The 25,578-nt window shown below is 66.0% G+C and carries 25 protein-coding genes; 18 read left to right on the top strand and 7 right to left on the bottom strand.

What is annotated here, in order from left to right; translation table 11 throughout:
- Window positions 1-2: 2 nt before the first annotated feature.
- Genes paaD through JHW45_RS15980 form a run of 5 tightly spaced genes read left to right on the top strand, consistent with a single transcriptional unit; the run spans window position 3 to window position 5,077 of the window.
- Window positions 3-518: a 1,2-phenylacetyl-CoA epoxidase subunit PaaD gene (paaD, locus tag JHW45_RS16000; RefSeq protein WP_272858578.1), complete on the top strand. Its 516-nt coding sequence runs from the start codon at window positions 3-5 to the stop codon at window positions 516-518.
- A 37-nt stretch (window positions 519-555) separates the two neighbouring features.
- Window positions 556-1,632, top strand: coding sequence for a 1,2-phenylacetyl-CoA epoxidase subunit PaaE (gene paaE, locus JHW45_RS15995; protein ID WP_272858577.1), 1,077 nt, complete (start codon window positions 556-558; stop codon window positions 1,630-1,632).
- On the top strand, window positions 1,622-2,380 hold the full coding sequence (locus tag JHW45_RS15990; protein ID WP_272858576.1) for a Phenylacetic acid catabolic protein: 759 nt from the start codon (window positions 1,622-1,624) through the stop codon (window positions 2,378-2,380). Before paaE ends, JHW45_RS15990 begins: the two co-directional genes overlap by 11 nt.
- Window positions 2,381-2,393: 13 nt before the next feature.
- Entirely contained in the window at window positions 2,394-4,463 is a 2,070-nt protein-coding gene (gene paaZ, locus JHW45_RS15985; protein WP_272858575.1) for a phenylacetic acid degradation bifunctional protein PaaZ, read from the top strand.
- The gene (locus JHW45_RS15980; RefSeq protein WP_272858574.1) at window positions 4,460-5,077 is read left to right on the top strand and encodes an acyltransferase; all 618 of its coding nucleotides are present in this window, start codon (window positions 4,460-4,462) and stop codon (window positions 5,075-5,077) included. Before paaZ ends, JHW45_RS15980 begins: the two co-directional genes overlap by 4 nt.
- Here the strand turns inward: JHW45_RS15980 and JHW45_RS15975 are convergent.
- The 4 genes from JHW45_RS15975 to paaG all read right to left on the bottom strand — a co-directional run bounded on the left by JHW45_RS15975 (window position 5,061) and on the right by paaG (window position 8,341).
- A complete protein-coding gene (locus JHW45_RS15975; RefSeq protein ID WP_272858573.1) occupies window positions 5,061-5,660 on the bottom strand; it encodes a TetR/AcrR family transcriptional regulator in 600 nt (199 codons plus the stop codon). The genes JHW45_RS15980 and JHW45_RS15975 overlap by 17 nt on opposite strands.
- A 101-nt stretch (window positions 5,661-5,761) precedes the next feature.
- Window positions 5,762-7,069 carry a phenylacetate--CoA ligase PaaK gene (gene paaK / locus JHW45_RS15970; protein WP_272858572.1) on the bottom strand — a complete coding sequence of 436 codons (1,308 nt, stop codon included), beginning with the start codon at window positions 7,067-7,069 and terminating at the stop codon, window positions 5,762-5,764.
- A gap of 20 nt (window positions 7,070-7,089) precedes the next feature.
- Entirely contained in the window at window positions 7,090-7,527 is a 438-nt protein-coding gene (paaI, locus tag JHW45_RS15965; protein ID WP_272860641.1) for a hydroxyphenylacetyl-CoA thioesterase PaaI, read from the bottom strand.
- 19 nt (window positions 7,528-7,546) lie between these two features.
- Window positions 7,547-8,341 carry a 2-(1,2-epoxy-1,2-dihydrophenyl)acetyl-CoA isomerase PaaG gene (gene paaG, locus JHW45_RS15960; protein ID WP_272858571.1) on the bottom strand — a complete coding sequence of 265 codons (795 nt, stop codon included), beginning with the start codon at window positions 8,339-8,341 and terminating at the stop codon, window positions 7,547-7,549.
- A gap of 153 nt (window positions 8,342-8,494) precedes the next feature.
- Between paaG and JHW45_RS15955 the strand changes: the two genes are divergently transcribed.
- The 6 genes from JHW45_RS15955 to JHW45_RS15930 are packed head-to-tail and all read left to right on the top strand — an operon-like array spanning window position 8,495 to window position 14,930.
- Window positions 8,495-9,640: an ABC transporter substrate-binding protein gene (locus JHW45_RS15955; protein WP_272858570.1), complete on the top strand. Its 1,146-nt coding sequence runs from the start codon at window positions 8,495-8,497 to the stop codon at window positions 9,638-9,640.
- A gap of 55 nt (window positions 9,641-9,695) precedes the next feature.
- The gene (locus JHW45_RS15950; RefSeq protein WP_272858569.1) at window positions 9,696-10,568 is read left to right on the top strand and encodes a branched-chain amino acid ABC transporter permease; all 873 of its coding nucleotides are present in this window, start codon (window positions 9,696-9,698) and stop codon (window positions 10,566-10,568) included.
- Window positions 10,568-11,524 carry a branched-chain amino acid ABC transporter permease gene (locus JHW45_RS15945; protein WP_272858568.1) on the top strand — a complete coding sequence of 319 codons (957 nt, stop codon included), beginning with the start codon at window positions 10,568-10,570 and terminating at the stop codon, window positions 11,522-11,524. Before JHW45_RS15950 ends, JHW45_RS15945 begins: the two co-directional genes overlap by 1 nt.
- Window positions 11,521-12,306: an ABC transporter ATP-binding protein gene (locus JHW45_RS15940; protein WP_272858567.1), complete on the top strand. Its 786-nt coding sequence runs from the start codon at window positions 11,521-11,523 to the stop codon at window positions 12,304-12,306. The genes JHW45_RS15945 and JHW45_RS15940 overlap by 4 nt, the downstream gene beginning before the upstream one ends.
- Window positions 12,293-12,994, top strand: a complete 702-nt coding sequence (locus JHW45_RS15935; RefSeq protein WP_272858566.1) for an ABC transporter ATP-binding protein — start codon at window positions 12,293-12,295, stop codon at window positions 12,992-12,994. Before JHW45_RS15940 ends, JHW45_RS15935 begins: the two co-directional genes overlap by 14 nt.
- Window position 12,995: 1 nt before the next feature.
- Window positions 12,996-14,930 (top strand): 3-hydroxyacyl-CoA dehydrogenase NAD-binding domain-containing protein, encoded by a 1,935-nt coding sequence (locus JHW45_RS15930; protein ID WP_272858565.1) that lies wholly within the window; start codon window positions 12,996-12,998, stop codon window positions 14,928-14,930.
- Window positions 14,931-14,982: 52 nt separating this feature from the next.
- On the opposite strand, the gene JHW45_RS15925 is transcribed toward JHW45_RS15930, so the two are convergent.
- Window positions 14,983-15,426: an Lrp/AsnC family transcriptional regulator gene (locus JHW45_RS15925; RefSeq protein WP_272858564.1), complete on the bottom strand. Its 444-nt coding sequence runs from the start codon at window positions 15,424-15,426 to the stop codon at window positions 14,983-14,985.
- A 130-nt stretch (window positions 15,427-15,556) separates the two neighbouring features.
- Here JHW45_RS15925 and JHW45_RS15920 point away from each other — a divergent pair, with 130 nt between their 5' ends.
- The 3 genes from JHW45_RS15920 to JHW45_RS15910 all read left to right on the top strand — a co-directional run bounded on the left by JHW45_RS15920 (window position 15,557) and on the right by JHW45_RS15910 (window position 19,858).
- Window positions 15,557-18,973: an indolepyruvate ferredoxin oxidoreductase family protein gene (locus JHW45_RS15920; protein WP_272858563.1), complete on the top strand. Its 3,417-nt coding sequence runs from the start codon at window positions 15,557-15,559 to the stop codon at window positions 18,971-18,973.
- A 118-nt stretch (window positions 18,974-19,091) separates the two neighbouring features.
- Window positions 19,092-19,301: a hypervirulence associated TUDOR domain-containing protein gene (locus JHW45_RS15915; protein ID WP_272858562.1), complete on the top strand. Its 210-nt coding sequence runs from the start codon at window positions 19,092-19,094 to the stop codon at window positions 19,299-19,301.
- On the top strand, window positions 19,301-19,858 hold the full coding sequence (locus tag JHW45_RS15910) for a DUF488 domain-containing protein (protein ID WP_272858561.1): 558 nt from the start codon (window positions 19,301-19,303) through the stop codon (window positions 19,856-19,858). Before JHW45_RS15915 ends, JHW45_RS15910 begins: the two co-directional genes overlap by 1 nt.
- Before the next feature lie 33 nt (window positions 19,859-19,891).
- Here JHW45_RS15910 and gdhA read toward each other — a convergent pair whose 3' ends face one another.
- Together gdhA and JHW45_RS15900 are read right to left on the bottom strand one after the other, a co-directional pair.
- Window positions 19,892-21,253, bottom strand: coding sequence for an NADP-specific glutamate dehydrogenase (gdhA, locus tag JHW45_RS15905; RefSeq protein WP_336385794.1), 1,362 nt, complete (start codon window positions 21,251-21,253; stop codon window positions 19,892-19,894).
- 188 nt (window positions 21,254-21,441) lie between these two features.
- Complete coding sequence (locus tag JHW45_RS15900) at window positions 21,442-21,861, bottom strand: RrF2 family transcriptional regulator (RefSeq protein ID WP_272858560.1); 420 nt, start codon at window positions 21,859-21,861, stop codon at window positions 21,442-21,444.
- An 81-nt stretch (window positions 21,862-21,942) separates the two neighbouring features.
- Between JHW45_RS15900 and hmpA the strand changes: the two genes are divergently transcribed.
- From hmpA to JHW45_RS15880, 4 genes are all read left to right on the top strand, one after another.
- A complete protein-coding gene (gene hmpA, locus JHW45_RS15895) occupies window positions 21,943-23,136 on the top strand; it encodes an NO-inducible flavohemoprotein (RefSeq protein WP_272858559.1) in 1,194 nt (397 codons plus the stop codon).
- A gap of 13 nt (window positions 23,137-23,149) precedes the next feature.
- A complete protein-coding gene (locus JHW45_RS15890; RefSeq protein ID WP_272858558.1) occupies window positions 23,150-24,373 on the top strand; it encodes an NnrS family protein in 1,224 nt (407 codons plus the stop codon).
- Between the two features lie 236 nt (window positions 24,374-24,609).
- Entirely contained in the window at window positions 24,610-24,801 is a 192-nt protein-coding gene (locus JHW45_RS15885; RefSeq protein WP_272858557.1) for a hypothetical protein, read from the top strand.
- Window positions 24,785-25,561: an ABC transporter ATP-binding protein gene (locus JHW45_RS15880; protein WP_272858556.1), complete on the top strand. Its 777-nt coding sequence runs from the start codon at window positions 24,785-24,787 to the stop codon at window positions 25,559-25,561. The genes JHW45_RS15885 and JHW45_RS15880 overlap by 17 nt, the downstream gene beginning before the upstream one ends.
- The last annotated feature ends 17 nt before the right edge of the window (window positions 25,562-25,578 follow it).

The raw sequence follows: 25,578 nt of genomic DNA, 5'->3' as shown, positions 1-25,578 counted from the left end.
CGATGTCCGTTCCGTCCGATACGCAGATCTGGGAATGGCTGGCCGAGGTGCCGGACCCCGAGATTCCGGTCGTCTCGGTCGTCGATCTGGGAATCGTGCGCGATTTCCGGTGGGACGACGAGACGCTGGTGGTTGCCGTCACCCCGACCTATTCGGGCTGTCCCGCGACGGCGGTGATCGATCTGGCGATCGAAAGCCATCTGCGCGATCGCGGCGTCGGCGATGTGCGGCTGGAACGCCGGCTTTCCCCACCCTGGACGACCGATTGGGTCACGCAGGAAGGCCGCGACAAGCTGCGCGCCTATGGCATCGCGCCGCCCGTCGATGGTACCGCCTCGGATGGCGGCATGGCGGCGCGCGCGGCGCGGCTGTCGGGCCAGTCCAATCTGGTGATCGAATGTCCGCGCTGCGGGTCGGGCAATACCGAACGGATCAGCCAGTTCGGCTCGACCCCGTGCAAGGCCAGCTATCGCTGCAAGGACTGTCTGGAGCCTTTCGACTATTTCAAATGCCACTAGGGTCGCGGACCCTGGTTCTGCCCGGAGGAGGTCAGAGATGCCCCGTTTTCACCCCCTGGAAGTGACGGATATAAGGCGCGACACCCGCGATTCGGTGGTCGTGACCCTGCAACCGCGCGACACCGATGCCGATGCGTTCGAGTTCACTCAGGGCCAGTATCTGACCTTCCGCCGCGATTTCGACGGAACCGAGTTGCGCCGGTCCTATTCCATCTGCGCCGGGCTGGACGAAGGCTGTCTGCGCGTCGGCATCAAGCGGGTGGATGGCGGCGCGTTCTCGACCTGGGCGAACGAGGAATTGAAGGTCGGCGACGTGCTGGACGTGATGCCGCCGCAGGGACGGTTCTTCACCGTGCTGGAACCGGACAAGGCCCGGAACTATCTGGGTTTCGCGGGCGGGTCTGGGATCACGCCGGTCCTGTCCATCGTCAAGACCGTCCTGGCCCGAGAGCCGAATTCCACCTTCACGCTGGTCTATGCCAACCGGCAGGTCAATTCGATCATGTTCCGCGAGGAGCTTGAGGATCTGAAGAACACCTATCTGGGCCGGCTGTCGATCATCCACATCCTGGAAAGCGAAGGGCAGGAGATCGACCTGTTCACCGGCCGCATCGACGCCGAGAAGATGGAGATGCTGTTCCGGCTGTGGATCGACGCCGAAACCGTGGACACGGCCTTTATCTGCGGCCCCGAGCCGATGATGCTGGCCATCGCCGAAAGCCTGCGCAATCACGGCCTGTCCGACGATCGGATCAAGTTCGAACTGTTCGCCTCGTCCCAGCCCGGCCGCGCCAAGAAGCGCGCTGTGTCGCAGGAAGTTGGCACCTCGGCCAACAGTTGCGAGGTGTCGGTGACGCTGGACGGCGCCACCCGCACCTTCCAGATGCCCAAGGACGGCACCGCGGTGCTGGATGCGGCGCTGGATAACGACATGGACGCGCCCTATTCGTGTAAGGCGGGCGTGTGTTCGACCTGCCGCGCCAAGGTGCTGGAGGGCGAGGTCGAGATGGAAGTGAACCACGCGCTGGAAGATTACGAGGTCCGGGCCGGTTACGTCCTGTCCTGCCAGTGCATCCCGTTGTCCGACAAGGTGGTGCTCAGCTATGACGAATGATGCGGATACGATGCCGATTGCCGATTATCTGGCGCAGGGGGGCAAGCTGACCTCGCCCGAAAACGTGCCGCCACGCTATCGCGGGGAATTGCTGCGGCTGATGTCGTCCTTCGTGGACAGCGAACTGGCCGGGTCGGCGGGGTTCGCCGCCGCGATCAACTGGGCGCCGGGGATCAAGGAACGGATCGCCGCCAGCCGGATCACGCTGGAAAAGGCCGACCATGCCGAACGCGTGCTGAACCTGATGGGCACGTTCGGCACCGACACAAGACGCTATCAGCAGACGCATGACTGGGCGGCGCGCAAGGATCGCGATGCCACGGTCGATCCGCGCCGCCATGGCGGCGACAAGCGGCTGTCGGTGTTCCACTATCCGCTGGAGGGCTGGACGGATGCGGTGGTGATGAACGTGCTGATGGGCACCGCCACGCTGCATGCCGTGGGCGAGTTGGCGCGCAGCTCGTATCAGCCGCTGGCCGAGGTCCTGCGCGAGATCCTGCCGCGCGAACGGCGCCATGTCGAGTTGGGGATCGAAGGGCTGGAACGCCTTGCCAGGTCCGATCGCGACGGCGCCCGCGCCTCGGCCGAATACTGGTTGCCGCGCGTGGCCGAAACCTTTGGCCCGGCGCAGTCGGAACGGTTCGACCGGCAGAAGGAAATGGGCCTGCGCCACACCGATAACGAGACATTGCGCCAGAAATGGCGGGCCGAGGCGGACGAGATCCTGTCCTCGATGGAACTGAAATAGGAAAGGACGGGCAATGCTGGACATGCAACGCACCGCGCGGCGGCTGGAAAGCTTTGTTGAGGGCGAATGGCGGGCGGGCGAGGGCGAGGGCAAGAAGCTGGCCCATGCCGGCACCGGCGAAACCCATGCCATCATCTCGTCCGAAGGGATCGACTTCAAGGCGGCCTTGGAATGGGGCCGCGAGGTCGGCGGGACCGGGCTGCGCCGGCTGACCATCCACGAACGGGCGCTGATGCTGAAGGATATCGGCCTGCGCCTGATGGAGATGAAGGACGAATTCCACGCCGAAAGCCTGGCCACCGGCGCCACGCCCAAGGATGCGTGGCCCGATATCGACGGCGGGATCGGCACGATGCTGACCTTTGCGTCCAAGGCGCGGCGCGAAATGTTCAACACCAGGGTGCTGACCGAAGGCCCGGTCGAGCAACTGTCGCGCGATGGCAGCTTTGTCGGCCAGCATATCCTGATGCCGCTGCGCGGGATCGCGATCCACATCAACGCTTTCAACTTCCCGGTCTGGGGGATGCTGGAAAAGATCTCGCCCGCGCTGATCGCCGGCATGCCCTGCATCGTCAAGCCGGCCTCGCAGACGGCCTATGTTACCGAACTGGTGGTGCGCCGGATGCTGGAAATGAACATCCTGCCCGAAGGCGCGTTGCAACTGATCTGCGGCGGGGTCGGCGACATGCTGGATCACGTCACCGGCCAGGACGCGGTGACGTTCACCGGCTCGGCCTCGACCGGGCAGATGCTGCGCACCCATCCGGCGATCGTCGCCAACTCGACCCGCTTCACGATGGAGGCGGACAGCCTGAACGCGACGATCCTTGGCCCCGATGCAGGGCCGGACACGCCCGAATTCGACCTGTTCGTGAAAGAGGTCGCGCGCGAGATGACCGCAAAGGCGGGGCAGAAATGCACCGCGATCCGTCGCGTTCTGGTGCCCAGCCAGTTTGAGGATGCGGTGATCAAGGCGCTGTCGGACCGGCTGGCCGGCACCGCCATCGGCCTGCCCGACGACAAGAACGCTCGCATGGGCGCGCTGGCGTCGCGCGGGGATCGCGACGATGTGCGCGCCAAGATCGCCGACATCGCGCGCGAGGCCGAGATCGTGTTCGGCGATCCGTCGCAGGTTCAGGTGGTTTCGGGCGACGCCGAGAAGGGCGCGTTCATGTCGCCGGTGCTGCTGCGCTGCGCCGACCCGATGTCCGCGATCGCCCCGCACGAGGTCGAGGCGTTCGGCCCGGTCGCCACCGTCATGGCCTATGACGATATCGATCAGGCGGTGGAACTGGCGCGCAAGGGCAAGGGGTCGCTGGTCTCGTCCGTGTTCACGAACGATCCGGACGTGGCCGCGCAGACGGTTCTGGGCATGGCCTCGTTCCATGGTCGCGTGCTGATCGGCAACCGCGACAGCGCAAAATCCTCGACCGGGCACGGATCGCCTTTGGCGCCGCTGGTCCATGGCGGGCCGGGCCGCGCGGGCGGCGGCGAAGAGATGGGCGGCATCCGCGGGGTCAAGCATTTCATGCAGCGCACCGCCATCCAGGGCTCGCCCCGCCTGCTGTCGGCGGTGACCGGCGCATGGATCGAAGGCGCGCCCCACCAGACCGGGGAACATCCGTTCCGCAAGTCGCTGGCGGAATTGCGGATCGGCGATCAGATCGTCACCGAGGCGCGCGAGATCACGCGCGAGGATGTCGAACATTTCGCCCATTTCACCGGCGACACGTTCTATGCCCACATGGACAGCGATTCCGCCAAGGCCAACCCGTTCTTCGAGGATCGCGTGGCGCACGGCTATCTGATCGCTTCCTTCGCGGCGGGGCTGTTCGTCCATCCAGATCCGGGTCCGGTTCTGGCCAATTACGGCGTGGACAATCTGCGCTTTCTGGTGCCGGTCTATTTCGGCGACACCTTGCAGGTCCGGCTGACCTGCCGCCACATCAACCCGCGCGAGAACGCGATCTATGGCGAGGTGCGGTGGGATTGTCGCGTGACCAACCAGAAGGACGAGGTCGTGGCCCAGTATGACGTGCTGACCATGGTGGCCAAGACCTGGCCGTTGGAGGAGGACGCTTGAGCGTCTGGTCCTGGGACGGGGTGGTGCCGGTCGTCGATCCGACGGCCTTCATCCACCCTGACGCCGTCCTGATCGGCGACGTGATCGTGGGTGCCGGCTGCTATGTCGGGGCGGGCGCCGTGCTGCGCGGCGATTTCGGGCGCATCACCTTGCGCGAAGGATCGAATTTCCAGGAAACCTGCGTCGCCCATGCCTTTCCCGGCAAGGACGTGCTGGTCGAGGAGCTGGGCCATATCGGACACGGCGCGGTATTGCATGGCTGCCATATCGGGCGCAACGCCATGGTCGGGATGAACGCGGTGGTCATGGACGAGGCCGTGATCGGCGCAAACACGATTCTTGGCGCGGCCGCTTTCGTCAAGGCGGGCGCGCAGATTCCGGCAAACAGCATGGCCGTGGGCTCGCCCGCCCGCGTGATCCGCGAACTGACCGAGGCCGAGATCGACTGGAAACGGCGCGGCACCGGCGTCTATCAGCAACTGGCCATCGACGCCCGGACCAAGCTGGCACCTGCGCGACCGCTGACCGAACCGGAACCCGACCGGCGGCGCGTCAAGGCGCCGCAATACGATCCGCTGGTGCTGGAACGGCGCGGCTTCAGCGAACGCCCTTGATCCCTTCCAGGATCAGCGTGGTGGCCACGCTTGCGTAATCGGCACGGCTGATCGGCCCGTCCTCGCGGAACCACATATAGACCCAGTTCATCATCCCGAACAGCGACATGGTCACGGGCATCAGCAGCGGCCGTTCAGGGCGATCCAGTTCCGGATGCATATCGCGGATCACGGCGGAAAAGCGTCGGACGATCCGCCGCTCGATCGTGCGGATGCGGGACCGCTGATCCTCGGTCAGGGCGGCGCCTGCGTTCAGCTGGACCGTGTGCCGGTCGTCCGCCCCGCGATAGGATTCCAGCACCGCCAGCACGAAGGCTTCAAGCTGTTCGCGCGGGCCAAGCGCGGGGTCCATGGCGGCGTCCAGCCTTCGATCCAGTTCGTCCAGATGGGTATGGATGATCGCGAAGATCAGCGCGTCCCGTGACGGATAGTAATGATACAGCAGCGATTTCGACACGCCGGCCTGGGCCGCGATCTGCGACATCGACGCCTTGTCCATCCCCTGCCGGGCAAAGACATGCGATGCGGTCAGCAACAGCTGATGCTGCTTTTCCTCGAAATCCTCTGCTCGCGTCCGTGCCATGGGCAGCGCCGCTCCTTCGTTCTGGGTGTGCTTCGGGGTCGGGACGGTTCCCTTATCCCCGAAGCGCGCCCGGTGCCAGCCCTGCCGGGGTTCGGCCGGGGTCAGGCCGGCCGGTTATCCACGACGCGTTGGGCCTTGCCCTCTGACCGGGCCACGTCGTCGGGGTCGTGCACCTCGATCCGGGTCGAGATGCCGATGATCGACTTGATGTGATGGGCCAGTTCGCGGGCCGAGGCGGCGCGCGCCTCGGTCGCGGCCTCGGTGGCGGTGCATTCGACGTGCACGATCATCGCGTCCATGCGGTCCTTGCGGATCAGCTCGATCTGGAAATGCGGCGCAAGACCGCGGCATTTCAGGATCTGTTCCTCGATCTGGGTCGGGAAGACGTTGACGCCGCGCAGGATGATCATGTCGTCGGTGCGCCCGGTGATCTTCTCCATCCGGCGCATCGACCGCGCGGTGCCCGGCAGCAGCCGCGTCAGGTCGCGCGTGCGATAGCGGACCATCGGCAGCCCTTCCTTGGTCAGCGTGGTGAACACCAGCTCGCCGGTTTCGCCGTCGGGCAGCACCTCGCCTGTGGTCGGGTCGATGATCTCGGGATAGAAATGGTCTTCCCAGACATGCAGCCCGTCCTTGGTCTCGACGCATTCGTTGGCCACGCCCGGTCCCATCACCTCGGACAGGCCATAGATGTCGACGGCGTTCATGTTGAACGCCTGCTCGATTTCCTCGCGCATGGCGTTGGTCCAGGGTTCGGCGCCGAAGATGCCCACCTCGAACGAGCTTTCGCGCGGGTCCAGCCCCTGCCGTTTGAACTCGTCCAGGATCGACAGCATGTAGGACGGCGTCACCATGATGATGCGCGGCTTGAAATCGTTGATCAGCGTCACCTGCCGTTCGGTCATCCCGCCCGAGATCGGCACCACGGTGCAGCCCAGGCGTTCGGCCCCGTAATGCGCGCCCAGCCCGCCGGTGAACAGCCCATAGCCATAGGCGATATGGGCAATGTCGCCCTTGCGCCCGCCGCTGGCCCGGATCGACCGCGCCACCATGTCGGCCCACACGTCGATGTCGTTTCTGGTATAGCCCACCACCGTCGGCTTGCCGGTCGTCCCCGACGAGGCGTGGATGCGCACCAGCTGTTCGCGCGGCACGGCGAACATGCCGAACGGATAGGTGTCGCGCAGATCCTGCTTCATCGTGAACGGGAATTTCGCCAGATCTTCCAGCGTCTTGAAATCGTCGGGATGGACGCCGGCCTCGTCGAACCGCTTGCGATAGAAGGCCGAGTTGTCATAGGCGTGGCGCAGCGACCATGCCAGGCGCTGCTGTTGCAGCGCGGTGATTTCGTCGCGGCTGGCGGTTTCGATCGGGTCCAGAATGTCGGGGCTTGGGGTCAGGTCGTTCATCAGGTTTCCTCCCTGAGATGTCAGTTGTCGCCGGCATGCGGCAGGAACGTGCGGTTGATGGTGCGCGAATGGCCGCGGAATTCCGCGATCGCGGTGCCGTCCTCGCGGGTGATGCGCACATCGTAGATGCCCGAGCGACCCTTGCGCGACACCTCGCGCGCGGTCGCCGTCAGCCGGTCCCCCAGTGCGCCGGGGGTCAGATAGGTGATCGAACAATGCTGGGCGACGGTCACCTGATTATAGGTGTTGCAGGCGAACGCGAAGGCGCTGTCGGCCAGGGTGAACAGATAGCCGCCATGCGCGTTGCCGTGGCCGTTGGTCATCTGGTCGGTCAGCGTCATCTTCACCGTCGCCTGACCCGGCGCGACATGGGTCAGCGTCATGCCAAGGCGCTGCGAGGCGCTGTCGTCGTTCCACATCAGTTCGGCGCAGGCTTGCGCCAGTTCCTGCGGGGTCATGCTGGCGGCGTCGCGCATTCTAGTGCCCCCTGAACTGCGCCGGGCGCTTTTCCAGAAAGGCGGTGACGCCCTCGGCGTAATCGTCGCTGCGGCCCGCCTGCCGCTGGCAATCGCGTTCGCGGTCCAGATGGCTGTCCAGGTCGCTGGTCGCGGCCTCCTGGATCAGCTGCTTGGTCAGGCCCAGCCCAAGGGTCGGTCCCGCCGCCAGTTTCTCGGCCAGTTCGGTGGCCTGCGGCATCAGCTGCTCATCCTCGACCGTCTTCCAGATCAGGCCCCAATCGGCCGCCGTCTGCGCGTCCAGCGGTTCCGCCGTCAGCGCCAGCGCCTTGGCCCGCGCCTCGCCGATCAGGCGCGGCAGGGACCAGCTGCCGCCGGCGTCGGGCACAAGACCGATCCTGGAAAACGCCTGGATGAAGCGCGCCGACCTGGCCGCGATCACGATGTCGCAGGCGAAGGCGATATTCGCGCCGGCACCGGCCGCGACGCCGTTCACCGCGCAGATCACCGGTTTTTTCAGCGTCCGCAAAAGCCGGATCGCCGGGTTGTAATAGCTGTCCAGCGTGCGGCCCAGATCGGGCTTTTCGGTCGATTTGCGCGGGTCGCGGTCGCCCAGATCCTGCCCGGCGCAGAACCCGCGCCCGGCCCCGGTCAGCAGCAGGGCGCGCACCTCGTCGTCCTGATGCGCGCGGTCCAGTTGCGCGCGCAGCGCCTGATGCATCTCTTCGTTGAAAGAGTTCAGCTTGTCCGGCCGGTTCAGCGTCAGTTTCAGAACGCCCGATTCCAGAGCCGCGAGAACGGTTTGCGATGTCGTCATAAGATCCTCCGCGACCCCCCGTCGCGGGGGCGATGCGATTTACTGTTGCATAAGCCGTCCGGTCGGTCAATGATAACGGCAAAGGGGGTGGAGACGAGCCGGGCGAACCGGTCCGCGCCCTGCAATCGCGGTTTCATTCTTGGGAGGTTGGACATGAAACTTTTGACGCGGACGACGCTGGCGGTTCTTGCGACCGGCGTTGCCTTTCCACTGGCCGCGCAGGCCGAAATCAGGCTGGGCGCAAGCGTGTCGGCGACTGGCCCCGCGGCCTTTCTGGGCGATCCCGAGGCCAAGACCATCCAGATGATGGTCGAACAGATCAACGCATCCGGCGGCATCGACGGCGAAGAAATCGCCCTGTCGCTGTACGACGATGGCGGCGACCCGAACAAGGCCCGCACCTTCGCCACCCGCCTTGTCGAGGATGACGAGGTCGTGGCGATCATCGGCGGCTCGACCACCGGCACCACCATGTCGATTCTGGACGTCGCCGAGGATGAGGGGATTCCGTTCGTCTCGCTGGCGGGCGCGATCTCGATCATCGACCCGGTGCGCGAATACGTGTTCAAGACGCCCCACACCGACCGCATGGCCTGCGAGAAGATCTTTACCGACATGCAGGCGCAGGGAATCACCAAGATCGGCTTGATTTCCGGCACCGACGGTTTCGGCGCGTCGATGCAGGCGCAGTGCAAGGAGGTCGCGGGCGATCACGGGATCGAGATCGTGGCCGACGAAACCTACGGGCCCCAGGACGCCGACGTGACCCCGCAGCTGACCCGCATCCGCAACAGCGAGGGTGTTCAGGCGGTGCTGAATCCCGGATTCGGGCAGGGACCGGCGATCGTCACCCGCAATTTCGACCAGCTCGGGTTCGAGATTCCGCTGTATCAAAGCCACGGCGTCGCCTCGAACGCGTTCATCGAGCTTGCGGGCGCGGAATCGGCCGAAGGCGTGCGCCTGCCGGGAACCGCCCTGCTGATCGCAGAGCTTCTGGACGAAAGCGATCCGCAATATCAGGTCGTGACCGACTATACGGCTGCGTATAAAGAGAAATACAATCAGGAACCCTCGACCTTCGCCGGCTATGCGCATGACGCGGTGATGCTGGTGGTCGATGCGATCAAGCGCGCCGGCGAGGCCGAGCCGGATGCGATCCGCGACGCGCTGGAAGAGACGCAGAACTTCGTCGGCACCACCGGCACCTACAGCTTTTCGCCCGAGGATCACCTTGGGCTGGACCTGACCGCCTTCCGCATGCTGGAAATCAGCGATGGCGACTGGAAACAGCTGAACTGACGCTGCGCCGGCCGGGTTTCCGGCCGGACCCTTCCCGACCCCGAGGAGCCGCGCCATGGACTCTCTGCTGCAATTCATCTTTTCCGGCATGACGGTTGGCGCGGTCTATGCGCTGGTCGCGCTTGGATTCACCATCATCTACAACGCCTCGGACGTCGTGAACTTCGCGCAGGGCGAATTCGTGATGCTGGGCGGGATGATCACCGTCTTCGCGCATCAGGCCGGGCTGCCGCTGCCGCTGGCGGCGGTGCTGGCCATCGTCATCACGGCGGGGGTGGGCGTGGCGCTGAACAAGCTGGCGATCGAGCCGGCGCGCGGCGCGCCCGTCGTGTCGCTGATCATTATCACCATCGGCGCCTCGATCCTGATCCAGGGGGCGACGCAGCTGATCTTCGACAAGCAGCTGCACCGTTTCCCGGCCTTTTCGGGCGACGATCCGGTCCGCGTGATGGGGGCCACGATCCTGCCGCAAAGCCTGTGGGTCATCGCAGGCGCGGTGCTGGTCTTCGTCGGGCTGTGGCTGTTCTTTACCCGCACGCTGACCGGCAAGGCGGTTCTGGCCACGGCCAACAACCGCGTCGCAGCACAGCTTGTGGGCATCAACACCGGATGGGTGATGACGCTGTCATTCGGCCTGTCGGCCGCCATCGGCGCGCTGGCGGGCGTGCTGGCCACGCCGATCACGCTGGTCAGCTATGACGTGGGGGTGGCGCTGGCGCTGAAGGGCTTTGCCGCCGCGATGCTGGGCGGGATGGGCAACCCCAAGGGCGCGCTGGTCGGCGGGCTGGTTCTGGGCCTGCTGGAGGCGCTGACGGCGGGCTATCTCAGTTCGCAATACAAGGACGCGGTGGCCTTCCTGGTGATCCTGGGCGTGCTGTTCGTCATGCCGCAGGGCATCTTCGGCAAGAAATCGACGGAGCGGGTGTGATGGCGGCACGCAGGAAATGGATTCAGCTTGCGGTTCTGGCGCTGCTGATCGCGGTGCTGCCGCTGTTCTTCCCGTCGGGTTACTATTACCGCGTCGGCGCGCTGATCTTCGTGAACGCGCTGGCTGTGGTCGGGCTGGTGATCCTGATCGGCTATGCCGGGCAGATCAGCCTGGGCCATGCGGGCTTTGCCGGGATCGGCGCCTATGCCTGCGCGCTGGCGCCCGAACATCTGGGCCTGCACCCGTCGCTGGCGCTGGTGCTGGGGGCCGTCGTCTCGGGCGTGGTGGCGCTGCTGATCGGGCGGCCGATCCTGCGGCTGAAGGGGTATTATCTGGCGGTGGCCACGCTGGGTTTCGGCATCCTGGTGTCGATGGTGCTGACCAACGAACGCGCCCTGACCGGCGGCCCCGACGGCATGCAGGTCGAGGATCTGGGTCTGCGCGCGCTGCTGCGCGATCTGGGGTGGCGCCTGTCGGGCGGCGAGTTCTGGTATGGCGCCAGCGGCATCGTGCTGCTGATCGGGGCGTGGCTGGCGCTGAACCTGTATGACAGCCCCACGGGCCGCGCCATGCGCGCCCTGCACGGGTCCGAGGTCGCGGCGGCGACGGTGGGCGTGGACGTGGCCCAGCAAAAGCTGCGCGCCTTCGTGATCTCGGCCGTCTATGCCTCGGTCGCGGGGTCGATGCTGGCCTTGCAGAACGGCTATATCACGCCCGATGTCGCAGGCTTCATGCACTCGATCGAGATGGTGACGATGGCGGTTCTGGGCGGCGTCGGATCGGTCCTGGGGGCCACGTTGGGCGCGGCGATCCTGACGCTGCTGCCGCAGGTGCTGACGGTGTTTGCCGAATACGAACAACTGGTGCTGGGCGCGGTGATGATCCTGGTGATGATCTTCCTGCCGCAGGGTCTGTTGCCATCCATCGCGCGCCGCATCCGGGGGAGGGGAGAATGAGCCTGCTGAACGTCAAGGGGCTGGGCATCACCTTCGGCGGGCTGAAAGCCGTCGACGAGGTCAGCTTTTCCGTCCGGCCCGGCGAGATCGTGTCGGTGATCGGCCCGAACGGCGCCGGCAAGACGACGCTGTTCAACATGATCTCGGGCGTCTATCTGCCGGGCCGCGGCACGGTCGAACTGGACGGCCACGATGTCACCGGCACGCAGCCGCATCTGCTGGCGCGGATGGGGCTGTCGCGGACGTTCCAGAACCTTCAGATATTCCAGGACATGACCGTGCTGGACAACGTGCTGGCCGGGTATCACCTGACCGAACGCGGATCGGTTCTGGCCGATTTGCTGTCGCTGCCGGGGATGCACCGGCGCGCCGCGATGGCGCGCGAGGGCGCGATGGAGTTGCTGACCCGCGTGCGTCTGGACAAGGCCGCAGGGCACGAGGCCGGCAGCCTGTCTTATGGCGCGCTGAAGCGGCTGGAAATCGCCCGCGCGCTGGCGCTGAAGCCGCGCATCCTGCTGCTGGACGAACCGGCGGCGGGCTGCAACGCGGTCGAGACCGAGGAAATCGACCGGCTGATCGCGGAACTGGCCGCGTCGGGCATCGCCATCCTGCTGGTCGAACACGACATGAAGCTGGTGATGCGCATTTCCAACCATATCGTCGTTCTGGATCACGGCGAGAAGATCGCCGAAGGCGACCCGGCCACGGTCAGCCGCGACCCGGCGGTGATCGCCGCCTATCTGGGGACCGAGGAAACGGAGGCCGCCCATGCTGACGGTTGAGGGGCTGCGGTCGCGCTATGGCCGGATCGAGGTGCTGCACGGCGTCGATGTGCAGGTGAACTCGGGCGAGATCGTCACCGTCGTCGGCGCGAACGGGGCGGGCAAGACGACGTTGCTGAAATGCCTGTCGGGCACGCAGCCGGTCAGCGACGGCAAGATCACCTTTCGCGGCGAGAATCTGGGCGTGGTGCCCGCCCATGACCGGCTGAAACGCGGCCTGGCCCAATCGCCCGAGGGGCGTCAGATCTTCACCAACCTGTCGGTCGAGGAAAACCTGCGGCTTGGCGCCTTTTTGTTCACCGACGACCGGGTCGATCACGACATGGCCGAGGCGTTCGCCCTGTTCCCGATCCTGAAGGAAAAGCGCAACCTGGCCGCCGGCGGGCTGTCGGGCGGGCAGCAGCAGATGCTGGCCATTGCCCGCGCGCTGATGGGGCGGCCGTCCTGCCTGCTGCTGGACGAGCCTTCGATGGGACTTGCACCGCTGCTGGTCGCGCAGATCTTCGAGGTCGTGACCGGGTTGCGCGAACGGGACGTCACCGTCCTGCTGGTCGAACAGAACGCCTTTGGCGCGCTGAAGATCGCGGATCGGGGTTACGTGATGGAAACCGGGCGGATCACGATGGAGGGGGCGGCGGCCGAGCTGATCGCCGATCCGCGTATCCGCGAAGCATATCTGGGGCTGTAGCATGGATCTGATCGATTGCCGCATGGATGGCGACATCGCCGTTCTGACCGTGAACAATCCGCCGGTGAACGCGATCTCGGCGCAGATGCGCCGCGAGTTGTGGCAAAGCGCCGAGGATCTGGACGCCGATCCGGACGTCCGCGCCGTGGTGCTGACCTGCGCCGGCCGCACCTTTATCGCGGGCGCCGATGTGCGTGAATTCGGCCAGCCCCCGGTGGAACCGCATCTGCCCGATCTGGTGGACCGGATCGAGCAAGCCGGCAAACCCTGGATCGCCGCGATCCACGGCACCGCCCTGGGCGGCGGGCTTGAGATCGCGATGGGCTGCCGGTTCCGCGTGGCGGTGCCCGATGCAAGGATGGGTCTGCCCGAAGTCAATCTGGGGATCATTCCGGGCGCGTCGGGCACGGTGCGGACGCCGCGGCTGGTGGGCGTGCCGGCCGCGGTCGATCTGGTCACCTCGGGCAAGCCGTGGAAGGCGCCGCAGGCGCTGAAGGCCGGGCTGATCGACGAGATCGTCGAGGGCGATCTGACCGAAGGCGCGCTGCGCTTTGCCCGCGCCGCGCTGTCGCGGGACCTGCCGCAGCCGGTGTCGGAACGGCCGATCGAGCCGCAGGACGATGCGTTCTGGTCGAAAGCCGCCGAAAAGGTGTCGAAGCCGGGGATGCAGGCGCAGGCCCGCGCGGTCGAATCGCTGCGGTTCGCGACGGAAAATCCCTTCCCTGCGGCGATGGCGCATGAACGCGAGATCTTTACCGAACTGCGCGACAGCGATCAGGCCGCCGCGCTGCGCCATGTCTTTTTCGCCGAACGCGCCGCGCCGCGCCCGCCCGAGCTGAAGGGCATCCAGCCGCGCGACATCGGCCGTGTCGGCATCATCGGCGGCGGCACGATGGGCGCGGGCATCGCCGTGGCCTGCCGCAACGCGGGCCTGCCGGTGGTGATGATCGAACGCGACCAGGCGGCGGTCGCGCGCGGGCTGGACAATATCCGCAGCATCCTTGACGGCAGCGTCCGGCGCGGCAAGCTGACCGAGGCGCAGCTGGACGACCGCATGGACGGGGTCGAGGCGACGCAGGATTACGCGGCCTTGTCCGATTGCGATCTGGTGATCGAGGCCGTGTTCGAGGAAATCGGCGTCAAGCGCACGGTGTTCGATCAGGTCGGGCGCGTCTGCCGCGACGATGCGGTTCTGGCCACCAACACCTCGTATCTGGACCCACGCCGTATTTTCGAGGGCGTGGCCGGACCGGAACGCTGCCTTGGGCTGCATTTCTTCAGCCCCGCCCATATCATGAAGCTGCTGGAAATCGTGCCGACGCCCGACACCGCCCCCGAGGTTCTGGCCACCGCGTTCTCGCTGGCCGCGAAGCTGGGCAAGATGCCCGTGCGCGCCGGCATCTGCGAGGGCTTTATCGGCAACCGCATCTTCAAACGCTATCGCGCCGAGGCGGAACGCCTGCTGGTCGAGGGACATTCGGTCGAAGAGGTCGATGCCGCGATGCGCGATTACGGGTTCCGCATGGGCCCGTTCGAGGCCCAGGATCTGAGCGGGCTGGACATCGCCTTCCTGCAACGCGAGGGGCTGCGCGCCGAGGGGCAGGACGTGCCCGACACGCTAAGCGACCGTCTGGTGCGCGCGGGCCGCAAGGGGCAGAAGACCGGCGGCGGCTGGTATGACTATGCCGAAGGCGACCGCAAACCCCGCCCGTCCGAGGAGACGCGCGCCGTGCTGGCCCCGCATGTCGGCGGCACGGGCGGCCTGTCGTCGCAGCAGATCGCCGACCGGCTTGTCGCCGCGATGGCCGATGAGGGGCAGCAGATCCTGTCCGAGGGCATCGCCAGCCGCGCATCGGACATCGATCTGGTGGAAATCCACGGCTATGGCTTTCCGCGCTGGACCGGCGGGCCGATGTTCGCATCCGGCGTGCGATAGGCTGCGGCGGGCAGTTCCTGCCCGTCAGTCCTTGCCCCCTGGTCCTTGCCCGTCAGTCCTTGATCGTGCGCAGGACCAGATTGGTCTGCGCGCTGGCGACGGCGGGAATCCGGAACAGGAAATCCTCCAGAAACCGGTTATACGCGTCCAGATCGCGGCAGACGACGTGCAGGTGATAATCCGATGTGCCGGTGGTCGCATAGCAGGCCCGCACCTCGTCCTTGGTGCCGATCATGCGGATGAATTCCTTCACCAGACCCTGATCGTGGCGGGTCATCTGCACATGGACGATGGCCTTGAAGGTCAGCCCGATGGCCGCGTCGTCCAGATCGATCGTATAGCGGCGGATCGCGCCGCGTTCCTCCAGCGCGCGGGTGCGGCGCCAGCAGGATGACGGCGACAGCCCGACCTGCGCCGCCAGATCGGCGTTCGAGATGCGGCTGTCGCGGCGCAGCGCCGCCACGATCCTGCGGTCGATCTCGTCATTGTCCGGCATGTTTCACCACCAGATGCAGAAATGAGGAAATATTATCCCTATTCTGGCAGGATTTCCACAAATCTGGTCAGATTTTTCAAACGAAACGGCGTAAGCTGGTCGAAGCCACGACCCCGGAAAGGCGCAGCCGATGACCAGACCCGATCCGAAATTCGACACCTATCAATTGAACGACCGCTATGACCGCAGCGATGGACGGGTCTTTCTGACCGGCACGCAGGCGCTGGTGCGGGTGATGCTGGATCAGGCGCGGCGCGACCGCGCGGCGGGGCGCAATACCGCCGGCTTCGTGTCGGGGTATCGCGGATCGCCGCTTGGCGGGCTGGATCAGGAATTGTGGCGCATCGGCAAGCGGCTGGAACAGGACCGGATCGAGTTTCTGCCCGCCGTGAACGAGGATCTGGCCGCGACCGCCGTTCTGGGCGCGCAGCAGGCGTCGCTGGACCCGCATTGCGAGGTCGAGGGCGTGTTTTCCCTGTGGTATGGCAAGGGTCCGGGCGTGGATCGGTCGGGCGATGCGCTGAAACACGGCAACGCCTATGGCAGCGCGCCCAAGGGCGGCGTTCTGGTCGTCGCCGGGGACGATCACGGCTGCGTCTCGTCCTCGATGCCGCATCAGTCGGACGTGGCGTTCATGTCGTGGTTCATGCCGACGCTGAACCCGGCCAGTATCGCCGAATACCTGGAATTCGGCGAATACGGGTTCGCCCTGTCGCGGTTCTCGGGCACCTGGGTCGGCTTCAAGGCCATCTCGGAAACGGTCGAGGCGGGCCAGTCGGTGACCCTGCCCAAGGACCGCGACTTCGTGCAGCCCGATTTCATCGGCCCGCAGGGCGGCATCCATGTGCGCCTGTCCGACCTGCCCAGCCCCGAGATCGAGACCCGCATCGGCCACAAGCTGCGCGCGGTCGAAGCCTTCGTCGAGGCCAATCCGATCGACCGCCGCATCTTCGATCTGCCCGACGCGCGGTTCGGCATCGTCACCACCGGCAAGGCCCATCTGGACACGATGGAGGCGCTGCGCCTGTTGGGTCTGGACGAGGCCGCGTGCCGCCGTCTGGGCATCGACATCTACAAGGTCGGCATGGTCTGGCCCCTGGCGCGCCGCGACGCGCTGGCCTTTGTCAGCGGCAAGGAAGAGGTGCTGGTGATCGAGGAAAAGCGCGGCATCATCGAAAGCCAGTTCAAGGAATATTTCTATGACTGGCCGGGCGCCAAGCCGCAGAAGATGGTGGGCAAGCATCGGTCGGCCGGCGACCCGCTGCTGCCCTGGACCGGAGAGCTGACGCCGCTGATGCTGGTGCCGGTGCTGGCGGAACGGCTGCACGCCTTCTTTCCCGACGAGGATCTGGTCGCCCGCGCCCAAAGCCTGACCGACACGCCCGCCCCGGTCCTGCAGGTGCCGGGCGCCACCCGCACCCCCTATTTCTGTTCCGGCTGTCCGCACAACACCTCGACCAAGCTGCCCGAGGGCAGCATGGCCGGCAGCGGCATCGGCTGTCACGTCATGGCCGGCTGGATGGACCGCAACACCGTGGGCTATGCCCAGATGGGCGGCGAGGGGGTCACGCTGGCCGTCGCGCAGCGCTGGAACGGCGGCAAGCACATGTTCCAGAACCTGGGCGAGGGGACGTGGTATCACTCCGGCTCGATGGCGATCCGGCAGGCGGTCGCGGCGGGCGCCAACATCACCTACAAGATCCTGTATAACGATGCCGTGGCGATGACCGGCGGCCAGCCCGTCGATGGCCCGGTCAGCGTCGTGGGCATCGCCCAAAGCTGCCGGGCCGAGGGGGTGACGCGGATCGCGCTGGTGTCGGACACGCCGCAGCGATTCGATCTGCGCGATTTTCCGTCGGGCACCACGCTGCACGACCGGGCCGAGCTGGACAGCGTGCAGCGCGAACTGCGCGAGATTCCGGGCGTGACGGTGCTGATCTATGAACAGACCTGCGCCACCGAAAAGCGCCGCCGCCGCAAGCGCGGCAAGATGAAGGACCCGGCGAAATTCGTGGTCATCAACGAACTGGTCTGCGAAGGCTGCGGCGACTGTTCGCTGGAATCGAACTGCCTCAGCGTGGAACCGGTGGAAACGCCGTTCGGGCGCAAGCGCCGGATCAACCAGTCCAGCTGCAACAAGGATTATTCCTGCCTGAACGGGTTCTGCCCCAGCTTCGTCACCGTCGAGGGCGGACAGCGGCGCAAGCCGAAACCCGTGGGCTTGGACCTGCCGTCCATGCTGTCCCGGCTGGACCAGCCGCGCATGTCCGATCTGGCGCAGCCCTTCGATCTGCTGGTGGCGGGGGTGGGCGGCACCGGCGTCGTGACCGTCAGCGCGCTGATCACCATGGCCGCGCATCTTGAGGGCAAGGGGTCCAGCGTGCTGGACTTTACCGGTTTCGCGCAGAAATTCGGCACGGTCCTTGGCTATGTCCGCATCGGGCGCGACCCGGCGGCGATCAATCAGGTCCGCATCGAACGCGGTCATGCGGATGCGGTGATCGGCTGCGACGCCGTCGTCTGTTCCTCGCCCAAGGCGTCGATCCATTACCGGCAGGGCACGCGGATCGTGCTGAACCGGGCCGAGATGCCGACCGGCGATCTGGTCCTGCATCGCGACGCGGATCTGCGCATCGACGACCGGGAGGCGCTGATCGGCAAGACCGTCGGGGCGGAAAACCTGCTTGGCTTCGACGCCAATCTGGCGGCCGAGCGGCTGATGGGCGACGCGGTCTTCGCCAACATCATGTTGCTGGGCGCGGCGTGGCAACAGGGGCTGGTCCCGGTCAGCGAGGTTGCGTTGAAACAGGCGATCCTGCTGAACGGCGTCGCCATCGACAAGAACGCGATGGCCTTCGATCTGGGCCGGATCATGGCCGCCGATCCCGACGCGCTGGCCGATCACCTGGCCGATCGACGGCCGGCGGAACCGCAGGGCGTGGCCGAGCTGATCGAACATCGCGCGGCGTTCCTGACCGAATATCAGGATCGCGACTATGCGCAGAAATACCGCGACCGGATCGCGCAGTTCGACGCCGCCGTGCCCGCCGCCTCGGACGATCACCGCAAGGCCGTGGCCAAGTCGCTGTTCCGGCTGATGGCCTACAAGGACGAATACGAGGTCGGCCGCCTTTACAGCCAGACAGGTTTTTCGGATGCGGTCGCGCAGCAGTTCGAGGGCGATTATAGCGTGCGTTATCACCTGGCTCCGCCGATGCTGCCGACCGGCACCGACGGTCGCGGGCGCCCGCTGAAAAAGGCGTTCGGGCCGTGGATGGGGCAGGGCATGAAGATGCTGGCCCGGATGAAGCGCCTGCGCGGCACGCGGTGGGATATCTTCGCGCGGACCGAGGATCGCAAGCTGGATCGCGAGTTGCTGGCGTGGTTCGATGGGGTTCTGGACCGGGTCGAACGGGATTTCGACCGTCTGGGCGCCGACCGGGCCCGCCAGATCCTTGAGGCGCCGACCGAGATTCGCGGCTATGGCCCGGTGCGCCACAAGGCCGCCGACCGCGTGCGCCAGCAGGTCGACCGGCTTCTGGCCTGATCCGGTTTGCAGTCCGTCAAGATGCGCGCGGCCCGGCGGATGCCCGGGCCGCGCGCGTCTGCGGTCTGGAACGGATGCGCAGCACAGGCGTTGTCAGCCCAAAGATCGGAGGCTTCTCATGTCCACATTCTCTGTCGGCGATCACGTCAGCTGGAATTCCGAGGCGGGCCGCGTGTCGGGCAAGATCGTCAAGGTGCATCACAGCGATTTCGACTATAAGGGGCATCGCCGCCGCGCCTCGAAGGACGAACCGCAATACGAGATCGAAAGCGACAAGACCGACCATATCGCCGCCCATAAAGAGGACGCGCTGACGAAGATCGACTGATGCCGGCGCAGTTCACCACGATCGGGCATTCCAACCGCAGCCTGGACGAGGTGGTGGGAATGCTGACCGGTGCGGGTGTCGGGCTGCTGGTCGATGTCCGCGCGTTTCCGCGATCACGCACCAATCCGCAGTTCAACATCGACACCCTGCCGGACGATCTGGCGCGGGCGGGGATAGATTACCGGCATTGTCCCGATCTGGGCGGCAGACGGACGGTGCAGCATGACGTGGACGATGCGTTGAACGCAACATGGCGCAACCGCAGCTTTCACAACTATGCCGATTATGCGCTTGGCGAGGGATTCGCGTCAGCGTTCGATGCGCTGACGCGATGGGTCGAGGCGCAGCGGGTCTGCCTGATGTGTTCCGAAGCGGTCTGGTGGCGCTGCCACCGGCGCATCATCGTGGATTACCTGCTGCTGAACGGGCACCCGGTCGATCACCTGATGGGACCGGGACAGATCGTGCCCGCCAAGCCCACGCCCTCGGCCCGAAGGACGGATGCGGGCAAGGTGATCTATCCGCCCGAGGACGCGGCGCAAGACGCCGCGCCGTGACCGGCGCCTTGCGGATGCAGACGATCAGCGTCGTCAGATGACGCCGAAGGCCAGCATCGCCTCGGCCACGCGCACGAAACCGGCGATATTGGCCCCGGCCACGTAATCCCCCGGCACGCCGTATTCCTCGGCCGTTTCATAGCAGCTGTCGTGAATATCGCTCATGATTTCGGCCAGACGGGTCTCGGTCTTCTCGAAGGTCCAGCGGTCGCGCGAGGCGTTCTGCTGCATCTCAAGCGCCGAGGTCGCGACCCCGCCCGCATTGGCCGCCTTTCCGGGACCGAACTTGACGCCGGCCTGCTGGAACATGCGGATCGCCTCGGGGGTGCAGGGCATGTTCGCGCCTTCGCCGACCGCCACGACGCCGTTCTTGATCAGCTTGCGCGCATCCTTGCCGGTCAGTTCGTTCTGCGTGGCCGAGGGCATGGCCACCTGGCAGGGCACGTCCCAGATCACGCCGGCGCCGGACTTGACGAAATAGGCGCCGGACTGGTCGCCCTTCAGCCGCGCATATTCGGCCATGCGCCCGCGCCTGACCTCCTTGATCTCCTTCAGCAGGGACAGGTCCAGCCCGTCATTGTCCACGACATAGCCGCTGCTGTCGGAACAGGCGATCACGCGGCCGCCGAATTCCTGCACCTTCTCGACCGTGTAGATCGCGACGTTTCCGGCGCCCGAGACGATGACGTCCTTGCCGTCGAAATCGTCGCCGCCGGTCTGCAGCATCGCGCGGGTGAAATAGGTGTTGCCGTAACCGGTCGCCTCTTTCCGGGCCAGCGAGCCGCCATAGAACAGCCCCTTGCCGGTCAGCACCCCGGCCTCGTACCGGTTGGTCAGCCGCTTGTACTGACCGAAGAGATAGCCGATCTCGCGCGCGCCGACGCCGATATCGCCCGCCGGCACGTCGGTATATTCGCCAAGATGGCGGTAAAGTTCGGTCATGAAGCTTTGGCAGAATCGCATGACCTCGGCGTTGGAACGGCCCTTGGGGTCGAAATCCGATCCGCCCTTGCCGCCGCCGATGGGCAGGCCGGTCAGCGCGTTCTTGAACGTCTGCTCGAACCCCAGAAACTTGATGATGCCGACATTCACCGACGGGTGAAAGCGCAGACCCCCCTTGTAGGGCCCCATGGCCGAGTTGAACTGGACCCGGAAGCCCCGGTTGATCTGCACCTGATTGTCGTCATCCATCCACGGAACGCGGAAGATGATCTGGCGTTCGGGTTCGCAGATGCGCGAGATCAGCGCCTTGTCCAGATAATCCGGACGTTTCGCGACCACGCGACCCAGGCTTTCCAGCACTTCGCGGACCGCTTGCAGAAACTCCGCCTCGCCGGCATTCCGCCGCATCACGTCGTCATAGACGTCCTCGAGCTTGTCGTCGATCTGTCCCAATGTCGTTCTCCGGTTGGTCGTGACGCATTCATAGCCGCAGCCTGACGCATCACAAGGGATTCCTGTCGATGGGCGGACGCGCGGCGATGGGCCGCAGCGCGGGTCCGGCGCGGGCTGTCGCGCCGCCCGATCCGGCCTGCCGGTTCCGGCGCGTCACGCGTTAGCACAGGGGGCGGCCGCCTGCCAGATCAGGCAACGGCAAACAGATGCCGCAGCGTGTCCGACCGCATCGCGGCATCCGCCAGGCTGTATCGGTCCAGCACGGACATGAACGCCTCTTGCGCCTCGGCGAACATCGGCGGCAGGCCGCAGCCGCGTGCAATCAAACAGCCGCTGCAATCGACGATCGGGCCACGGGTTTCGGTCCGGCGCACCACCTCGCCGATGGTGATCTCCTCGGCCGGTCGGGCCAGCCGCAGACCGCCATTGCGGCCGCGCACGGTCTGGATCACGCCTGCATGACCCAGATCCTGCGCGATCTTCATCAGATGGTTCTGCGAGATGCCATAGATGTCCGCGATCTGGCGGATCGAGATCAGCCGGTCGGGATGAAGGGCCAGATGTATCAGGATGCGCAGCGCATAATCGGAATAACGGGACAGCTTCATTTTGTCACACTGGATGGGATCGGGGTGGTTGTATATAGCGCCTGTATAGATGCAAACTGAATGCATGTTAAGGAGAAGCTGATGCCCGACTCGCTGTCGCCCAGGACCGTCGCCCTTGTGAAAGCCACCGTGCCCGCGCTGCAGGAACACGGCGCCGAGATCACCAAGGTCATGTATCGCCGCCTGTTCCAGGACGAACGGATCGCCGCGCTGTTCAACCAGGCCAACCAGCAAAGCGGCGCGCAGCGTTTCGCGCTGGCCAGTGCGGTGCTGGCCTATGCGCGCCATATCGACGATCTGGCCGCACTTGGCCCGGCGGTCGAGCGGATGGCGCAGAAACATGTCGGCTACGCGATCCTGCCCGAACATTATCCGCATGTGGGCCGCGCCCTGCTGGCCGCCATCGCCGAGGTTCTGGGCGATGCCGCCACCCCCGACATTCTTGCGGCGTGGGACGAGGCCTATTGGCATCTGGCCCGCATCCTTCAAGGACGCGAGGCGCAGATCCGAGACGATATCATGGCCCATCCCGGCGGCTGGACCGACTGGCGCCGTTTCGTCGTGGCCGAACGCCGGTCCGAGGCGCAGGACATCATGTCCTTCATCCTTCGGCCAGAAGATGGCGGTAAGGTCGTGCCGCACCGGTCGGGGCAGTATCTGACCCTGCGCTTCGATGCGGCCGGGCTGGCGGGCGTCAAGCGCAACTATTCGATCTCGTGCGCGCCGAACCACGATTACTATCGCATCACCGTCAAGCGCGAGCCGGGCGGCGAGGCGTCTGGGTTCCTGCACGATCGCGCCACGGTCGGAACGGTGATCGAGGCGACGCCGCCGGCGGGCGATTTCCACCTGACCGACCGTCCCGCGCGCCCGGTGGTGCTGTTGTCGGGCGGGGTCGGGCTGACGCCGATGGTCAGCATGATGGAACAGATCGCCGCGCAACACCCCGATCTGCCGACCTGGTATGTCCACGCCAACCGCAACGCCGCGCGTCACGCGCTGGATGCGCAGGTGCGCGATGCGGCGGGCCGCCACGGCCGGACCGAGATCGCCACCTTCTACGAGGATTTCGCCGGCGAGACGGACGTGCTGCCGGGCCGGGTCTCGGTCGACTGGCTGCGCCGGAACACGCCGCTTTCGCAGGCCGACATCTATCTGTGCGGCCCCCGGCCGTTCCTGCGGGCGCTGGTCACGGATCTGACGGCGGCGGGCGTGTCGTCCGACCGCATCCATTACGAGTTCTTCGGCCCCGCCGACGAACAGCTTGCCGCCTGACAGGAGGGATCGGATGGCCGGAACCGCGGAACGGATGCGCAGCTATCGGGGGCCGGCGCTGCTCAGCTTCGGGTTCCGGCCCTTCTTCCTGCTGGCCGCGATCTGGGCGGCGCTGGCGATGATCCTGTGGATCGCGATGCTGGCGGGGGCCGCGCCGCTGCCGATGCGCTTCGATCCGATCACCTGGCACGCGCATGAATTCCTGTTCGGCTATCTTGCGGCGGTCATCGGCGGGTTCGTCCTGACCGCCGTGCCCAACTGGACCGGGCGTCTGCCGGTCATGGGCTGGGGGCTTGGCGCGCTGGCCGGGCTGTGGGTGCTGGGCCGGATCGCGGTGTCGGTGTCGGCGCTGCTGCCGTGGCAGGCCGTGATGCTGGCCGATCTGGCGATGATCGTCGCGCTGCTGGCCTGTCTGCTGCCCGAGGTGGTGCGGGGCCGGAACTGGCGCAACCTGCCGGTTCTGGGGCTGGTCGCGGTGTACGGGCTGGGCAACGCGATGTTCCACATCCAGGCCGAACGCGCCGGCATCGCCTTCGAGGGCGCGGGGATGCGGCTTGGGCTGGCCGGGGCGCTGATGCTGATCGCGCTGATCGGCGGGCGCATCGTTCCCAGCTTTACCCGCAACTGGCTGGCGGCGCGCGACCGCACGACGCTGCCCGTGGCCTTCGGCCGCGCTGACGCCGCGGTTCTGATCGGCACCGGGCTGGTTCTGCTGCTGTTCGTGCTGTCGCCCGATCTGGCGGTGCTGCCGGTGCTGATGCTGGCGACGGGGGCCGCGCATCTGTGGCGCATGTCGCGCTGGTGCGGGCACCGCGTCCTGGCCGAGCCTTTGCTGTGGGTGCTGCATCTGGGATACGCGATGCTGGCACTGGGCTTTCTGGCCGAGGCGGCGGCGGGCCTGGGCGCGCTGTCACCTGCGGCGGCGCGCCATGTCTGGCTGGCCGGGGCGATCGGGACGATGACGATGGCGGTGATGTCGCGCGCCACGCTGGGCCACACGGGGCGCGCGCTGCATGCGGGTGCGGGCACGACGGCGATCTATCTGGCGCTGACCGGATCGGTCGCGGCGCGCCTGCTGGCCGGGCTGGCGGCGGCGCCTGGATGGATGATGCACCTGTCGGCAGGGCTGTGGATCGCGGCGTTTGCCGGGTTCGTGGCGATCTATGGTCCGATGCTGGTGCGCCCCAAAACCGCCCCACGCGCCGCATCGCCCTTACGGACATCGCGGGTGCGCTGAGTCGGGGGAGCGCCTGCGACGTGCCGGCGAGAAAGGCACCTCGCCCTGCCGATTCGCGCAAGCAGGGCCGGGTGGCTGTGCCCGTCTTCCCGTCCATACATCCAGTCATATCAGCGGCTTGAGCGCCGCAAAATCCGACGAAAAACTTTTCGTTGACAGGTCGCGCTGTATCCCCGATCATTTTATGAACATAGTGTTCTTATATGAACACACCTGCGGGATGGAGGAGACCAAGGGTGGACGTTTTCAAAGACCGACTGGCGCAGCGAGGCTGCGTTTCCGCGCAACCGGCACTGGCCCATCAGTGCTGCGGGCGAGAGATCGAACCGGCCGAGGCTGCGTTGACCGCGGCGCTGCCGGCCCATGCGCTTGCGGACATCAACGCGTCGCTTAAGGCGGCCTGTGCCGAGCATGGCCATGGCGCTTGAGTTCCGGAACCTGACCAAGCAGTTCGCGACCAATTCGGGCGCGCCGCTGACCGCCATCCGCGATGTCACCTTCACCGTGAATGCCGGGGAATTCGTGTCGGTCGTGGGGCCGTCCGGATGCGGCAAATCCACCCTGCTGTCGATGACCGCCGGTCTGTATCAGCCGACCTCGGGCGAGGTGCTGGTCAGCGGAGAGCCGGTGAACGGTCCCAACGATCACGTCGGCTTCATGCTGCAAAAGGATCTGCTGCTGCCCTGGCGCAACATCGTGTCGAATATCGAGTTCGGGCTGGAATCCCGACCCGGATCGAAGGCCGAGCGGCGCGAGCGGGCGATGTTCGAATTGCGCCGCTGCCATCTGGACGGGTTCGAGAACCAGTATCCCTATCAGCTTTCGGGCGGCATGCGCCAGCGCGCGGCCCTGGCCCGGACCCTGGCCATCGACCCCGAGATCATCCTGCTGGACGAGCCTTTCTCGGCGCTGGATGCGCAGACCAAGCTGCTGTTGCAGAACAGCTTTGCCGAGACCATCGCGGAAAGCGGCAAGACCACGCTGCTGATCACCCACGATCTTGCCGAGGCGGTGCTGATGTCGGACCGGATCTTCGTTCTGTCCGAACGGCCCGGCCAGATCGTCGCCGAGATCCGCGTCGATCTGCCCAACCGCGACCATCCGTTGAAGCGGCGGGTCATGCCCGAGGTTGCGGATTACGCCGCGCAACTGTTCCGGCATCTGAAACTTGAAGAAAAAGCCATCTGAAGATTTCCACTTGCAAC

The organism is Paracoccus stylophorae (genome assembly GCF_028553765.1).
GTDB lineage: Bacteria > Pseudomonadota > Alphaproteobacteria > Rhodobacterales > Rhodobacteraceae > Paracoccus > Paracoccus stylophorae.
Note: the sequence above shows the minus strand (reverse complement) of the source record. Positions and strands in the feature narration are given on the sequence as shown.

What these genes read in the sequence shown, in the direction of transcription:
- paaI (WP_272860641.1), bottom strand. Translation starts at nt 7,527, where the DNA reads ATGACCCCGCAGGAACTGGCGCAAGCCTGCGCCGAACTGATGTGGAAC.
- JHW45_RS15890 (WP_272858558.1), top strand. Translation starts at nt 23,150, where the DNA reads ATGGCCGGAACCGCGGAACGGATGCGCAGCTATCGGGGGCCGGCGCTG.
- paaK (WP_272858572.1), bottom strand. Translation starts at nt 7,069, where the DNA reads ATGAACGACCTGACCCCAAGCCCCGACATTCTGGACCCGATCGAAACC.
- hmpA (WP_272858559.1), top strand. Translation starts at nt 21,943, where the DNA reads ATGCCCGACTCGCTGTCGCCCAGGACCGTCGCCCTTGTGAAAGCCACC.
- JHW45_RS15950 (WP_272858569.1), top strand. Translation starts at nt 9,696, where the DNA reads ATGGACTCTCTGCTGCAATTCATCTTTTCCGGCATGACGGTTGGCGCG.
- JHW45_RS15900 (WP_272858560.1), bottom strand. Translation starts at nt 21,861, where the DNA reads ATGAAGCTGTCCCGTTATTCCGATTATGCGCTGCGCATCCTGATACAT.
- JHW45_RS15880 (WP_272858556.1), top strand. Translation starts at nt 24,785, where the DNA reads ATGGCCATGGCGCTTGAGTTCCGGAACCTGACCAAGCAGTTCGCGACC.
- JHW45_RS15925 (WP_272858564.1), bottom strand. Translation starts at nt 15,426, where the DNA reads ATGCCGGACAATGACGAGATCGACCGCAGGATCGTGGCGGCGCTGCGC.
- JHW45_RS15910 (WP_272858561.1), top strand. Translation starts at nt 19,301, where the DNA reads ATGCCGGCGCAGTTCACCACGATCGGGCATTCCAACCGCAGCCTGGAC.
- paaD (WP_272858578.1), top strand. Translation starts at nt 3, where the DNA reads ATGTCCGTTCCGTCCGATACGCAGATCTGGGAATGGCTGGCCGAGGTG.
- paaZ (WP_272858575.1), top strand. Translation starts at nt 2,394, where the DNA reads ATGCTGGACATGCAACGCACCGCGCGGCGGCTGGAAAGCTTTGTTGAG.
- paaG (WP_272858571.1), bottom strand. Translation starts at nt 8,341, where the DNA reads ATGACGACATCGCAAACCGTTCTCGCGGCTCTGGAATCGGGCGTTCTG.
- JHW45_RS15930 (WP_272858565.1), top strand. Translation starts at nt 12,996, where the DNA reads ATGGATCTGATCGATTGCCGCATGGATGGCGACATCGCCGTTCTGACC.
- JHW45_RS15945 (WP_272858568.1), top strand. Translation starts at nt 10,568, where the DNA reads ATGGCGGCACGCAGGAAATGGATTCAGCTTGCGGTTCTGGCGCTGCTG.
- JHW45_RS15990 (WP_272858576.1), top strand. Translation starts at nt 1,622, where the DNA reads ATGACGAATGATGCGGATACGATGCCGATTGCCGATTATCTGGCGCAG.
- JHW45_RS15920 (WP_272858563.1), top strand. Translation starts at nt 15,557, where the DNA reads ATGACCAGACCCGATCCGAAATTCGACACCTATCAATTGAACGACCGC.
- paaE (WP_272858577.1), top strand. Translation starts at nt 556, where the DNA reads ATGCCCCGTTTTCACCCCCTGGAAGTGACGGATATAAGGCGCGACACC.
- JHW45_RS15935 (WP_272858566.1), top strand. Translation starts at nt 12,293, where the DNA reads ATGCTGACGGTTGAGGGGCTGCGGTCGCGCTATGGCCGGATCGAGGTG.
- JHW45_RS15940 (WP_272858567.1), top strand. Translation starts at nt 11,521, where the DNA reads ATGAGCCTGCTGAACGTCAAGGGGCTGGGCATCACCTTCGGCGGGCTG.
- JHW45_RS15975 (WP_272858573.1), bottom strand. Translation starts at nt 5,660, where the DNA reads ATGGCACGGACGCGAGCAGAGGATTTCGAGGAAAAGCAGCATCAGCTG.
- JHW45_RS15915 (WP_272858562.1), top strand. Translation starts at nt 19,092, where the DNA reads ATGTCCACATTCTCTGTCGGCGATCACGTCAGCTGGAATTCCGAGGCG.
- JHW45_RS15955 (WP_272858570.1), top strand. Translation starts at nt 8,495, where the DNA reads ATGAAACTTTTGACGCGGACGACGCTGGCGGTTCTTGCGACCGGCGTT.